The organism is Micromonospora sp. NPDC005087 (genome assembly GCF_042872965.1).
Lineage (GTDB): Bacteria > Actinomycetota > Actinomycetes > Mycobacteriales > Micromonosporaceae > Micromonospora.
This window is the reverse complement of record NZ_JBIALB010000004.1, coordinates 499,659-511,967: the sequence shown is the minus strand read 5'-3', so window position 1 is coordinate 511,967 and position 12,309 is coordinate 499,659. Positions and strand designations below refer to the sequence as shown.

General features: G+C 67.2%; 20 protein-coding genes. All 20 read right to left on the bottom strand.

From position 1 onward, the window contains the following. Nucleotides 1-12: 12 nt before the first annotated feature. The 20 genes from rplR to fusA all read right to left on the bottom strand — a co-directional run bounded on the left by rplR (nucleotide 13) and on the right by fusA (nucleotide 12,260). On the bottom strand, nucleotides 13-402 hold the full coding sequence (rplR, locus tag ACFYPS_RS13550) for a 50S ribosomal protein L18 (RefSeq protein WP_354964793.1): 390 nt from the start codon (nucleotides 400-402) through the stop codon (nucleotides 13-15). Then, on the bottom strand, nucleotides 399-941 hold the full coding sequence (gene rplF, locus ACFYPS_RS13545) for a 50S ribosomal protein L6 (RefSeq protein WP_074314591.1): 543 nt from the start codon (nucleotides 939-941) through the stop codon (nucleotides 399-401). The genes rplR and rplF overlap by 4 nt, the downstream gene beginning before the upstream one ends. 16 nt (nucleotides 942-957) lie before the next feature. After that, on the bottom strand, nucleotides 958-1,365 hold the full coding sequence (gene rpsH, locus ACFYPS_RS13540; protein ID WP_007465270.1) for a 30S ribosomal protein S8: 408 nt from the start codon (nucleotides 1,363-1,365) through the stop codon (nucleotides 958-960). A gap of 116 nt (nucleotides 1,366-1,481) precedes the next feature. After that, entirely contained in the window at nucleotides 1,482-1,667 is a 186-nt protein-coding gene (locus ACFYPS_RS13535; RefSeq protein ID WP_074314593.1) for a type Z 30S ribosomal protein S14, read from the bottom strand. 1 nt (nucleotide 1,668) lies between these two features. Then, entirely contained in the window at nucleotides 1,669-2,235 is a 567-nt protein-coding gene (gene rplE / locus ACFYPS_RS13530) for a 50S ribosomal protein L5 (protein ID WP_074314595.1), read from the bottom strand. Beyond that, entirely contained in the window at nucleotides 2,235-2,555 is a 321-nt protein-coding gene (gene rplX, locus ACFYPS_RS13525; protein ID WP_007465276.1) for a 50S ribosomal protein L24, read from the bottom strand. Before rplX ends, rplE begins: the two co-directional genes overlap by 1 nt. Continuing rightward, nucleotides 2,552-2,920 (bottom strand): 50S ribosomal protein L14, encoded by a 369-nt coding sequence (gene rplN / locus ACFYPS_RS13520; RefSeq protein ID WP_015619002.1) that lies wholly within the window; start codon nucleotides 2,918-2,920, stop codon nucleotides 2,552-2,554. The genes rplX and rplN overlap by 4 nt, the downstream gene beginning before the upstream one ends. A 98-nt stretch (nucleotides 2,921-3,018) precedes the next feature. Further along, entirely contained in the window at nucleotides 3,019-3,297 is a 279-nt protein-coding gene (gene rpsQ / locus ACFYPS_RS13515; protein ID WP_089018945.1) for a 30S ribosomal protein S17, read from the bottom strand. Then, nucleotides 3,294-3,530 carry a 50S ribosomal protein L29 gene (gene rpmC, locus ACFYPS_RS13510; protein WP_007465283.1) on the bottom strand — a complete coding sequence of 79 codons (237 nt, stop codon included), beginning with the start codon at nucleotides 3,528-3,530 and terminating at the stop codon, nucleotides 3,294-3,296. Before rpmC ends, rpsQ begins: the two co-directional genes overlap by 4 nt. After that, nucleotides 3,530-3,955 carry a 50S ribosomal protein L16 gene (gene rplP / locus ACFYPS_RS13505; protein ID WP_007465292.1) on the bottom strand — a complete coding sequence of 142 codons (426 nt, stop codon included), beginning with the start codon at nucleotides 3,953-3,955 and terminating at the stop codon, nucleotides 3,530-3,532. Before rplP ends, rpmC begins: the two co-directional genes overlap by 1 nt. 3 nt (nucleotides 3,956-3,958) lie before the next feature. After that, nucleotides 3,959-4,828 carry a 30S ribosomal protein S3 gene (rpsC, locus tag ACFYPS_RS13500; RefSeq protein ID WP_007465294.1) on the bottom strand — a complete coding sequence of 290 codons (870 nt, stop codon included), beginning with the start codon at nucleotides 4,826-4,828 and terminating at the stop codon, nucleotides 3,959-3,961. Next, nucleotides 4,828-5,286, bottom strand: a complete 459-nt coding sequence (gene rplV, locus ACFYPS_RS13495) for a 50S ribosomal protein L22 (RefSeq protein ID WP_007465297.1) — start codon at nucleotides 5,284-5,286, stop codon at nucleotides 4,828-4,830. The genes rpsC and rplV overlap by 1 nt, the downstream gene beginning before the upstream one ends. Nucleotides 5,287-5,327: 41 nt before the next feature. Then, complete coding sequence (rpsS, locus tag ACFYPS_RS13490) at nucleotides 5,328-5,609, bottom strand: 30S ribosomal protein S19 (RefSeq protein WP_007465299.1); 282 nt, start codon at nucleotides 5,607-5,609, stop codon at nucleotides 5,328-5,330. Between the two features lie 12 nt (nucleotides 5,610-5,621). Continuing rightward, nucleotides 5,622-6,461, bottom strand: a complete 840-nt coding sequence (gene rplB / locus ACFYPS_RS13485) for a 50S ribosomal protein L2 (protein WP_088950237.1) — start codon at nucleotides 6,459-6,461, stop codon at nucleotides 5,622-5,624. 12 nt (nucleotides 6,462-6,473) lie between these two features. Further along, nucleotides 6,474-6,776 carry a 50S ribosomal protein L23 gene (gene rplW / locus ACFYPS_RS13480; protein ID WP_007465304.1) on the bottom strand — a complete coding sequence of 101 codons (303 nt, stop codon included), beginning with the start codon at nucleotides 6,774-6,776 and terminating at the stop codon, nucleotides 6,474-6,476. Beyond that, nucleotides 6,773-7,423: a 50S ribosomal protein L4 gene (gene rplD / locus ACFYPS_RS13475; protein WP_053653946.1), complete on the bottom strand. Its 651-nt coding sequence runs from the start codon at nucleotides 7,421-7,423 to the stop codon at nucleotides 6,773-6,775. The genes rplW and rplD overlap by 4 nt, the downstream gene beginning before the upstream one ends. Then, on the bottom strand, nucleotides 7,420-8,085 hold the full coding sequence (gene rplC, locus ACFYPS_RS13470; protein ID WP_354964795.1) for a 50S ribosomal protein L3: 666 nt from the start codon (nucleotides 8,083-8,085) through the stop codon (nucleotides 7,420-7,422). The genes rplD and rplC overlap by 4 nt, the downstream gene beginning before the upstream one ends. An 11-nt stretch (nucleotides 8,086-8,096) precedes the next feature. After that, on the bottom strand, nucleotides 8,097-8,405 hold the full coding sequence (gene rpsJ / locus ACFYPS_RS13465) for a 30S ribosomal protein S10 (RefSeq protein WP_007073037.1): 309 nt from the start codon (nucleotides 8,403-8,405) through the stop codon (nucleotides 8,097-8,099). 351 nt (nucleotides 8,406-8,756) lie between these two features. Beyond that, nucleotides 8,757-9,950, bottom strand: a complete 1,194-nt coding sequence (gene tuf, locus ACFYPS_RS13460; protein WP_354964796.1) for an elongation factor Tu — start codon at nucleotides 9,948-9,950, stop codon at nucleotides 8,757-8,759. A gap of 213 nt (nucleotides 9,951-10,163) precedes the next feature. Beyond that, the gene (fusA, locus tag ACFYPS_RS13455) at nucleotides 10,164-12,260 is read right to left on the bottom strand and encodes an elongation factor G (protein WP_387324576.1); all 2,097 of its coding nucleotides are present in this window, start codon (nucleotides 12,258-12,260) and stop codon (nucleotides 10,164-10,166) included. Nucleotides 12,261-12,309 lie beyond the last annotated feature (49 nt).

Genomic DNA, 12,309 nt, shown 5'->3' with positions numbered 1-12,309 from the left:
GTGACGGGGTTGTTAGAACTCGAGCCCGGCTTCGCGGGCAGCGTCGGCAAGCGCGGCGACTCGCCCCGCGTACCGGTTGCCACCGCGGTCGAAGACGACCTTGGAGACGCCGGCGGCCTTGGCCCGCTCGGCGAGCAGCGCGCCCACCTTGCCGGCGAGGGCGCTCTTGTCGCCCTCGGCACCGCGCAGCGAGGCGTCCAGGCTCGACGCCGACACCAGGGTGTGACCCTTGGTGTCGTCGACGATCTGGGCGACCATGTGCCGCAGCGAACGGGTGACGACCAGGCGCGGACGCTCGGCCGTACCGCTGACGTTCTTGCGGACGCGGAAGTGCCGACGCGCACGCCCAACGGCGCGCTTGGCGGCGACACCGCGGCGGCGCTTGAGCAGCGTGGCGCTCACTTCTTACCTGCCTTTCCGGCCTTGCGGCGGATGACCTCGCCCTGGTACTTGACACCCTTGCCCTTGTAGGGCTCCGGCGGGCGGATCTTCCGGATGTTGGCGGCGACCTCACCGACCTGCTGCTTGTCGATGCCGGCCACGTGGAACAGGGTCGGCCGCTCCACCGTGAAGGTGATGCCCGCCGGTGCGGGAACCAGCACCGGGTGCGAGAACCCGAGCGCGAACTCGAGGTCCGTGCCCTTGGCGGTGACCCGGTAACCGGTGCCGGCGATCTCCAGGCTCTTGCGGTAGCCCTCGGTCACGCCGACGATCATGTTGGCTACCAGCGTACGGCTCAGGCCGTGCAGTTCCTTGGCCTTGCGCTCGTCGTTGGGGCGGTTGACGCTCAGCTGCCCGTCCTCGGCCCGCTCGATCGTGATCGGCTCGGCGAGGGTGTGCTGGAGCTGGCCCTTCGGGCCCTTGACCTTGACGGTCTGCCCGTCGATCGTGATGTCGACGCCGGCTGGTACCGGGATCGACTTACGTCCAATTCGCGACATTTCTACCTGTCTCCCGTTACCAGACGAAGGCGAGGACTTCCCCGCCAACACTCCGCTTGCGGGCCTGCCGGTCGGTGAGCAGCCCCTGGGACGTCGAAATGATCGCCACGCCCAGCCCACCGAGCACCCGGGGGAGCCCGTCCGACTTGGCGTACACCCGGAGACCGGGCTTGGACACGCGCTTGATGCCGGCCAGGCTCCGCTCGCGGTTCTGGCCGTACTTCAGCTCGACGACCAGTCGCTTGCCGACGGCACCCTCCTCGGGCTCCTCGACCGACCAGGTGGCGATGTAACCCTCGGCCTTCAGGACCTCGGCGATGTTCGCCTTGATCTTGGAGTAGGGCATCTTCACCTGATCGTGGTACGCCTGGTTGGCGTTACGCAGACGCGTGAGCATGTCTGCGATCGGGTCGGTCATCGTCATGGATTTCGTCAGCCTTTCTCGCCGGGGTTCCCGGGGCATCGGCCCCGGGCCTACGGCGAAGAGCAATACCTAATCGGTGCAGGAGTTCCCGGCCGACAGCCGGGACGCGGTCGCCCTTACCAGGAAGCCTTGGACACACCCGGCAGCTCACCGCGGTGGGCCATCTCCCGGAGGCACACCCGGCAGAGCCCGAACTTGCGGTAGACCGCCTTCGGGCGCCCGCACCGCTGGCACCGGGTGTACGCGCGAACCGAGAACTTCGGCTTCGCGGCCGCCTTGATGATCAGCGCCTTCTTGGCCATCTCAGTTCTCCTTGAACGGGAAGCCCAGGAGCTTGAGCAGCGCCCGGCCCTCGTCGTCGGTCGTGGCGGTGGTGACCACCGTGATGTCCATGCCCCGCTGGCGATCGATCCGGTCCTGGTCGATCTCGTGGAACACCGACTGCTCGGTCAGACCGAACGTGTAGTTGCCGTGCCCGTCGAGCTTGCGCCCGTCCAGACCGCGGAAGTCGCGGATACGCGGCAGCGCGATGGACAGCAGCCGGTCCAGGAACTCCCACATCCGGTCACCGCGAAGGGTCACCTTCGCGCCGATCGGCATGCCCTCGCGGAGCTTGAACTGCGCGATGGACTTGGTCGCCCGCCGCACCTGCGGCTTCTGGCCGGTGATCGTGGCGAGGTCGCGGACCGCGCCGTCGATCAGCTTGGCGTCGCGAGCAGCCTCGCCGACACCCATGTTGACGACGATCTTGACCAGCCGCGGCACCTGCATGGGGTTGCCGTAGCTGTGCTGCTCACGCAGCTGGGCCACGATCTCGTTGCGGTACCGCTCCTTGAGGCGCGGCATGGTCTTTTCGGTAGCCGTGGTCATCACAGGTCCTTACCGGTGCTACGCGCGATGCGGACCTTCTGGCCGTTGTCGTCGATCCGGTAACCGACGCGCGTCGGCTTGCCGTCGGAGTCCAGGACCTGCACGTTCGAGACGTGGATCGGGGCCTCCTGGGTGACGATGCCGCCGGTCTTGGCGCCACGCTGGGTGGTGCTGATGCGGGTGTGCTTCTTGACCCGGTTCACGCCCTCGACCAGGACCTTGTCCTGCCGCGGGTAGGCCGCAATGACCTTGCCCTTGGCACCCTTGTCCTTGCCGGCGATGACGACGACCGTGTCGCCCTTCTTGACCTTCACGGTCACAACACCTCCGGCGCGAGGGAAATAATCTTCATGAACCGCTTGTCCCGCAGCTCCCGGCCCACCGGGCCGAAGATGCGGGTACCGCGCGGGTCCCCGCCGTCCTTGATGATGACGGCGGCGTTCTCGTCGAAGCGGATGTATGAGCCGTCCGGCCGCCGCTTCTCCTTGGCCGTGCGGACGATGACCGCCTTGACGACGTCGCCCTTCTTCACACCGGCACCCGGGATCGCGTCCTTGACGGTGGCCACGATGACGTCGCCGATGCTCGCGTAGCGCCGACCGGAGCCACCGAGAACCCGGATGCACAGGATCTCCCGAGCACCCGTGTTGTCGGCGACGCGCAGTCGCGACTCCTGCTGAATCACGTCTATCTCCTATGTCTGCCGGTTCTCCGGCCGCCGAGGACGGCCGGAGCCTGGCGGAACCAACGCCCGACGCAACGCCGGGCGAGCTCGAGCCTTCGCTACTTGGCCTTTTCCAGGATCTCCACGATCCGCCAACGCTTGGTGGCGCTCAGCGGCCGGGTCTCCATGATCAGGACCCGGTCGCCGGTGCCGGCAGCGTTCTGCTCGTCGTGGACCTTCAGCTTGCTCGTCCGGCGCATGATCTTGCCGTACAGCGCGTGCCGAACCCGGTCCTCGACCTCGACCACGACGGTCTTGTCCATCTTGTCGCTCACCACGAGGCCCTCACGGACCTTGCGGCGAGCCCGCACGGTGGCGGTCGTGTTCTCGTCGGTCATGATGCAGTCACCTCAGTCGGCGCGGCCGAGAGCCCCAGCTCACGCTCACGCATGATCGTGTAGATCCGGGCGATCTCCCGACGGATGACCTGCAGCCGCCGGTTGTTGTCCAGCTGCCCGGTTGCGGCCTGCACGCGGAGGTTGAACAGCTCCGCCTTGGCCTCCCGCAGCTTCGTGACCAGCTCCTCTTCGGAGAGCTCACGCAGCTCGGTCGCCTTAACGCCCGCTGCCATCAGGATTCACCCACTTCGCGCGTAACAATGCGGCACTTCATCGGGAGCTTGTGGATCGCGCGACGCATGGCCTCTCGCGCGATCTGCTCGTTGGGGAAGGACATCTCGAAGAGAACCCGCCCCGGCTTGACGTTGGCGACCCACCACTCGGGCGAGCCCTTACCGGAACCCATCCGGGTCTCGGCAGGCTTCTTGGTGAGGGCCTGGTCCGGGAAGATCGTGATCCAGACCTTGCCACCACGCTTGATGTGACGGGTCATCGCGATACGCGCCGACTCGATCTGGCGGTTGGTCACGTACGCCGGCTCGAGAGCCTGGATCCCGAACTCGCCGAACACCACCCGGTTACCACCCTTGGACGCGCCACTGCGGTCCGGGTGGTGCGGCTTGCGGAAGCCCTTCGGGGGCTTGCGCGGCATCAGCATCTGTCAGCCCTCCTGCTGCGTTTCTGCCGGAGCAGCCGCGGCGGCGACAGCTGCGCTGTCCACCGGCTCGCCGCTCGGCGTCTCGGCCTGCTGCGCGATGGTGGTCGCAGCAGCACGGCCAGCCTCGGTGCCACCAGCCGTCGTGCCGGACGAACCCGACCGGCCACGGCGCGGACGCTCGGGACGGTCGCCGCGCTCACCACGACGCGGGCGGGACGGACCGGCCTCGGCCGGAGCCTCCCGGCCCGGGACGGCGTCGCCCTTGTAGATCCAGACCTTCACACCGATCCGACCGAACGTGGTACGGGCCTCGAAGAAGCCGTACTCGATGTTGGCCCGCAGCGTGTGCAGCGGAACCCGGCCCTCACGGTAGAACTCGGTCCGGCTCATCTCGGCGCCGCCGAGGCGACCCGAGACCTGAACACGGATGCCCTTGCAGACCGGGTTCTTCATCGCCGACTGCATGGCCTTGCGCATCGCCCGACGGAAGCTGACCCGGCTGGACAGCTGCTCGGCCACGCCCTGCGCGACGAGCTGAGCGTCCGACTCGGGGTTCTTCACCTCGATGATGTTCAGCTGCACCTGCTTGCCGGTGAGCTTCTCGAGCTCGCCGCGGATCCGGTCGGCCTCCGCACCCTTACGGCCGATGACGATGCCCGGCCGGGCGGTGTGGATGTCGACCCGGACCCGGTCGCGGGTGCGCTCGATGTCGACCTTGGAGATGCCGGCGCGCTCGAGGCCCTTGGACATCATCCGGCGGATCTTGACATCCTCGCCGATGTAGTCCTTGTAGAGCTTGTCCGCGAACCAGCGGGACTTCCAGTCGGTCGAGATGCCGAGCCGGAACCCAGTGGGGTGAACCTTCTGACCCATTACTCGGCGTCCTCCGTCTTGCTCTGCGCTTCGGCCGGTGCGGCCTCCGTGGCCGGGGCGGCCTTCTTCGCCGCGGCCTTCCTCGGCGCTGCCGGCGCGACCGCTTCGACCGCCACGGTGATGTGGCAGGTGCGCTTGCGGATCCGGTACGCCCGGCCCTGCGCCCGCGGCTGGAACCGCTTCATCGTCGGGCCCTCGTCCACGAACGCCTCGCTCACGAGCAGCGCGTCGGGGTCCAGCCGCTCGTTGTTCTCCGCGTTGGCGATCGCGCTAGCGAGCACCTTGTACACCTGCTCGCTCGCAGCCTGCGGCGCGAACTGCAGCACCGTGAGAGCCTCCTTCGCGGGCAGGCCGCGGACGAGGTTGACCACCCGGCGCGCCTTCATCGGCGAGATGCGCACGTGCCGCGCAACCGCCCGCGCGCCCGGAAGCACCGGAGCGTCGCCCTTTCCTGGCATCGCTGTAACCCCTTGTTCCCTCTATCCGTATGCCCGCGGCGTCAGCGCCGACGGCTCTTCCGGTCGTCCTTCTCGTGACCCTTGAACGTGCGGGTCAGCGCGAACTCGCCGAGCTTGTGCCCGACCATCGCCTCGGTCACGAACACCGGGACGTGCTTGCGTCCGTCGTGCACCGCGATCGTGTGCCCGAGCATCTCCGGGATGATCGTCGAGCGCCGCGACCAGGTCTTGATCACGTTCTTGGAGCCCTTGTCGTTCTGAACTTCCACCTTCTTGAGCAGGTGGTCGTCTACGAACGGGCCCTTCTTCAGGCTGCGAGGCATGTCTTATCTCCCTCAGCCGCGCTTACGCGTGGCGTAGCGACGGCGGACGATCAGCCGGTCACTCGGCTGGCCCTTACGGCGGGTGCGGCCCTCGGGCTTACCCTGCGGGTTGACCGGGTGGCGACCACCGGAGGTCTTACCCTCACCACCACCGTGCGGGTGGTCGACCGGGTTCATGGCGACACCACGGACGGTCGGGCGCTTGCCCTTCCACCGCATCCGGCCGGCCTTGCCCCAGTTGATGTTCGACTGATCGGCGTTGCCGATCTCGCCGACGCTGGCGCGGCAACGCACGTCCACCCGCCGGATCTCGCCGGACGGCATACGCAGGGTCGCGTACGCGCCCTCACGGCCGAGCAGCTGGATGCCCACGCCGGCGGAACGGGCCAGCTTGGCCCCGCCACCCGGACGCAGCTCCACGTTGTGGATGGTGGTACCGACCGGGATGTTGCGCAGCGGCAGGTTGTTACCCGGCTTGATGTCGGCGCCCGGGCCGGACTCGACGCGGTCGCCCTGCTTCATGTCCTTCGGCGCGATGATGTACCGCTTCTCGCCGTCGGCGTAGTGCAGCAGCGCGATGCGCGCGGTGCGGTTCGGGTCGTACTCGATGTGAGCGACCTTCGCCGGCACGCCGTCCTTGTCGACCCGCTTGAAGTCGATCAGACGGTACTGGCGCTTGTGACCGCCACCGTGGTGCCGCGTGGTGATCCGGCCGTGGGCGTTACGCCCGCCCTTCTTCGGCAGCGGAGCCAGCAGCGACTTCTCCGGCGTGGACCGGGTGATCTCGGCGAAGTCGGCGACACTGGAACCACGTCGGCCCGGCGTCGTCGGCTTGTACTTACGGATAGCCATTGTCTACACCCCTCAGCTGACCGGGCCGCCGAAGGCCTCGATGCGGTCACCGTCAGCCAGCTTCACGATCGCCCGCTTGGTCGCCTTGCGCTGACCGAAGCCGGTCTTGGTGCGCTTGCGCTTACCCTGGCGGTTGAGCGTGTTGACCGTCAGGACGCGGACGTTGAAGATCTGCTGGATAGCGATCTTGATCTCGGTCTTGTTCGCGTCCGGGTGCACCAGGAAGGTGTACCAGTTCCGGTTCAGCTCGCTGTAGCTCTTCTCCGAGACGACCGGCGCCACGATGATGTCGCGCGGGTCGGCGATCGTGCTCACTTGCCACCCTCCTCGGTGGTCTCGGCGGGCACGCCCAGGAACTCGTCCAGGGCGTCCTTGGTGAAGACCACATCGTCGGCCACCAGCACGTCATACGTGTTGAGCTGGCCGGACTCGATCAGGTGCACCCGCGGCTCGTTGCGCAGCGACACCCAGTTCAGTTCGTCGGTGCTGCTCAGCACGACCAGGACCCGACGGGCCTCGGTGAGCTTGGTCAGCGTGGCAAGGGCCGCCTTGGTCGACGGCTTCTCGCCCGAGACGAACGCCTCGACGACATGCACCTGCCCGGCGCGGGCCCGGTCGGAGAGGGCACCCCGCAGCGCGGCGGCCTTCATCTTCTTCGGGGTCCGCTGGCTGTAGTCGCGCGGCACGGGACCGTGCACCACGCCACCGCCGGCGAACTGCGGCGCGCGGATCGAGCCCTGCCGGGCGCGACCGGTGCCCTTCTGCTTGTACGGCTTCTTGCCGCCACCGGCGACCTCGCCGCGGGTCTTGGTCTTGTGCGTGCCCTGTCGGGCCGCCGCGAGCTGGGCCACCACGACCTGGTGCATCAGCGCGACGTTGGCCTGCACGTCGAAGATGTCAGCCGGCAGCTCGACGGAGCCGCTGGTGCTGCCTTCGACGGTGCGCACGTCAACGGTGGTCACTTGGCCGCACCGCCCTTCTTCACCTTGCTCTTGGCCGCGGTACGGACCAGAACCAGCGCGCCCTTGGGACCAGGGATGGCACCCCGGACGAGCAGCAGGTTGTTCTCGGTGTCGACCGCCTGGACGGTGAGGTTCTGCACGGTGTAGCGAACGCCACCCATCCGGCCGGCCATCCGGGTGCCCTTGAAGACACGACCCGGAGTGGCGCAGGCGCCGATGGAGCCGGGCGAGCGGTGCTTCCGCTCGACACCGTGACCGGCACCCAGGCCGTGGAAGCCGTGCCGCTTCATCGGGCCGGCGTAGCCCTTGCCCTTGGTCTTGCCGGTGACGTCGATGGTGACGCCGGCCGGGAACTCCTCGACCGTGACTTCCTGGCCGAGCGAGTATTCCCCAGCGTCCGCGGTGCGCAGCTCGACGATGTGCCGGCGCGGCGCCACGTCCGCCTTGGCGTAGTGGCCGCTGATCGGCTTCTTGACCTTGCGCGGGTCGATGATGCCGTACGCCAGCTGGACCGCGGAGTAACCGTCCTTCTCGGCGCTACGAACCTGGCTGATGACGCACGGGCCGGCCTCGACCACGGTCACGGGAACAACACGGTTGTTCTCCCAGACCTGGGTCATGCCGAGCTTGGCGCCCAGGATCCCCTTGACTTGCCTGTCCATTTGTCCGGTCCCTACAGCTTGATCTCGATGTCGACGCCAGCCGGCAGGTCGAGGCGCATGAGCGAGTCGACCGTCTTCGGGGTCGGGTCGATGATGTCGATCAGCCGCTTGTGCGTGCGCATCTCGAAGTGCTCGCGCGAGTCCTTGTACTTGTGCGGCGAGCGGATAACGCAGAAACGGTTGATCTCCGTGGGCAGCGGCACCGGGCCCGCGACCTGCGCCCCGGTGCGCGTCACCGTCTCGACGATCTTCCGAGCCGAGGAGTCGACGACCTCGTGGTCATAGGCCTTGAGCCGGATGCGGATCTTCTGTCCCGCCATGGTGGCTTCTGTTCCTTCTCTCGATGCCGCTGTGTTGCGGGCGCCTGTGCCGGCTGGCACAGGCCCACTTCGCCGACCCCCGCGGTCGGGCGTGTCGCGCCCTCGGGCCGGGCTCCGCCCTGGGACTCCAGAGCGGTGCTGACCGCGCGGTGGGTCAAGGCGCCGATCGCAATTACCGCGACCTGAACGCCGTGCGAGGGTGGTTGGCGGCGAGGCCGCCAACCACCCTACGCTCGACTGTCCCGTCACCCGGAGGTTCAGCGAGAGCCGAACACAGGCGACGAACTGTCGTTACGCAACCTGACTAGTATGCCGCACGACCGGCGGCGGGTCTAATCGGGGTTACCTAGTTCACTTCATGATCTTGGTGACGAACCCGGCGCCGACGGTGCGGCCGCCCTCGCGGATCGCGAACTTGAGGTTCTCCTCCATGGCGATGGGCTGGATCAGCTTCACCGACATGGTGGTGTTGTCACCCGGCATGACCATCTCGGTGCCCTCGGGGAGAGTGACGACACCGGTGACGTCCGTGGTGCGGAAGTAGAACTGCGGACGGTAGTTCTGGAAGAACGGGGTGTGCCGGCCGCCCTCCTCCTTGGAGAGGATGTAGACCGTCGCCTCGAACTCCGTGTGCGGGGTGTTCGAGCCCGGCTTCACGACGACCATGCCGCGCTCGACCTCGTCGCGCTTGGTGCCACGCAGCAGCAGGCCGACGTTCTCACCTGCGCGGGCGTCGTCCAGGGTCTTCCGGAACATCTCGATCGCGGTGACCTTGGTCTTGAAGCTCTTCTCCCTGATGCCGACGAGCTCAACGTCCTCGTTCGGCAGCAGCACGCCGCGCTCCACCCGCCCGGTGACGACGGTGCCACGACCGGTGATCGTGAACACATCCTCGACGGGCATCAGGAACGGCTTGTCGACATCCCGCTCCGGCTGGGGGATCGAGGTGTCGACCGCGGTCATCAGGTCCAGCAGCTTGCCGGTCCACTCGGGGTCACCCTCGAGGGCCTTCAGCGCCGAGACACGGACGACCGGCAGGTCGTCACCCGGGTACTCCTGCGAGGAGAGCAGCTCGCGCACCTCGAGCTCGACGAGCTCCAGGAGCTCCTCGTCGTCGACCATGTCGCTCTTGTTGAGCGCCACGACGATGTACGGAACGCCAACCTGACGGGCCAGCAGCACGTGCTCGCGGGTCTGCGGCATCGGGCCGTCGGTCGCCGCGACCACCAGGATCGCGCCGTCCATCTGCGCGGCACCGGTGATCATGTTCTTGATGTAGTCCGCGTGGCCGGGGCAGTCGACGTGCGCGTAGTGCCGCGCCTCGGTCTGGTACTCGACGTGCGCGATCGAGATCGTGATGCCGCGGGCCTTCTCCTCCGGCGCCTTGTCGATCTCGTCGAACGGCGTGTAAGGGTTCAGGTCGGGGTACTGGTCGTGCAGGACCTTGGTGATGGCCGCCGTCAGCGTCGTCTTACCGTGGTCGATGTGACCAATGGTGCCGATGTTGACGTGCGGCTTAGTCCGCTCGAACTTCGCCTTCGCCACTGGTGTCCTCCTGTGGACTTCTTGGTTCGTACGCCCGGCGCGCCGGTCGGCGCTTAGGACTCTGTCGACAGCCTTTCCGGCCTGATGGCCGGAGAGCTTTTGTGGGTTCTGCGGCGATGAAGCCTACAGGCCCGGTCTCACGCAACCCGATCGTGGTGGCCGCGGGCGGGTGAACGCTCCCGCGACCGACCACGAATCAGCTGCTCGGGGACGTTACTCGCCCGTTGCCTTGGCGATGATCTCCTTCGCGACGTTCTGCGGAACCTCCGCGTAGGAGTCGAACTGCATGCTGTAGCTAGCCCGGCCCTGGGTCTTCGACCGCAGGTCGCCGACGTAGCCGAACATCTCCGACAACGGCACCAGAGCCCTCACGATGCGGGCGCCACTGCGCTCCTCCATCGCCTGGATCAGGCCGCGGCGGGAGTTGAGGTCGCCGATGACGTCACCCATGTTCTCCTCAGGAGTGGTGACCTCAACGGCCATCATCGGCTCGAGCAACGCCGGGTCGGCCTTGCGGGCCGCGTCCTTCATCACCATCGAGCCTGCGATCTTGAATGCCATTTCCGACGAGTCGACCTCGTGGTACTGGCCGTCCAGCAGGGTCAGCTTCACACCGACCAGCGGGAAGCCGGCAAGGATGCCGTACTGCATGGCGTCCTGCGCGCCCGCGTCCACTGACGGGATGAACTCCCGGGGGATGCGGCCACCGCTAACGGCGTTCGCGAACTCGTAGGTCGGCGAGTCGTTGTCCAGCGGCAGCGGCTCGATGCTCACGATGACCCGCGCGTACTGGCCGGAACCACCGGTCTGCTTCTTGTGGGTGTACTCGACCTTGTCCACCTTGCGGCGGATGGTCTCGCGGTACGCCACCTGCGGCTTGCCGACATTGGCCTCGACGTTGAACTCACGCCGCATCCGGTCGACCAGGATGTCCAGGTGCAGCTCGCCCATGCCGGAGATGACCGTCTGACCGGTCTCCTCGTCCAGCCGGACGCGGAAGGTCGGGTCCTCCTCGGCCAGCCGCTGGATGGCCGCGCCCAGCTTCTCCTGGTCGGACTTGGTCTTCGGCTCGATCGCCACCGAGATGACCGGCTCCGGGAAGGTCATCGACTCCAGGATCACCGGGTTCGCCGGGTCGGAGAGCGTGTCGCCGGTGGTGGTCTGCTTGAGGCCCTGCACCGCGATGATGTCGCCGGCCTGCGCCGACGGACGCTCTTCCCGCTTGTTGGCGTGCATCTGGTAGATCTTGCCGATCCGCTCCTTGCGGTCCTTGGTGGAGTTGACCACCTGGGAGCCGGATTCGAGCAGGCCGGAGTAGACCCGGACGTAGGTGAGCTTGCCCAGGTGCTTGTCTGTCTGGATCTTGAAGGCCAGCCCGGAGAACGGCTCCGACTTGGACGGCTTCCGAATCAGCGGGGTCTCGCCGTCGGTGGCCGTACCCTCGATCGCCGGAACGTCCAGCGGCGACGGCAGGAAGTCGACCACGGCGTCAAGCATCGGCTGGACGCCCTTGTTCTTGAACGCCGAGCCGCAGAGCACCGGGTTGGCCTTGCCGCCGATGGTGGCGCGCCGGATGGCGGCCTTGATCTCCTCGACGGAGACCTCTTCGCCTTCCAGGTACTTCTCCATCACCGTGTCGTCGACGTCGGCCAGGGTCTCCATCAGCTTCTCGCGCCACTCGGCCGCGGAGTCGGCCAGCTCGGCCGGGATCTCCTCGACCGCGTAGTCGTCACCCTTCTGGGTCTCCCCACGCCAGGTGAGCGCGCGCATGCCGATCAGGTCGACGACGCCGATGTGGTCGCCCTCGAGCCCGATCGGGATCTGGAGCACCAGCGGGGTGGCGTTGAGCCGGTCGATCATCATCTGCACGCAGCGGAAGAAGTCGGCGCCGGTCCGGTCGAGCTTGTTGACGAAGCACATCCGCGGGACGTTGTACTTGTCGGCCTGCCGCCAGACGTTCTCCGTCTGCGGCTCCACGCCGGCGACACCGTCGTAGACCGCGACCGCACCATCCAGCACGCGCAGCGACCGCTCGACCTCGACCGTGAAGTCGACGTGGCCAGGCGTGTCGATGATCTGGATCGTGTGGCCCTTCCACTCACACTTGGTAGCAGCGGAGGTGATGGTGATACCACGCTCCTGCTCCTGCTCCATCCAGTCCATGACGGCAGCGCCCTCGTGGACCTCACCGATCTTGTACGTGATGCCGGTGTAGAACAGGATCCGCTCGGTGGTCGTGGTCTTACCGGCATCGATGTGCGCCATGATGCCGATGTTGCGTACGTTGGCGAGCGCGTCTGCGGCGGCCACTTCAATCCCTACTTATCGTCGTCTCGACTCAACTGGTGGCGGTTCCGGC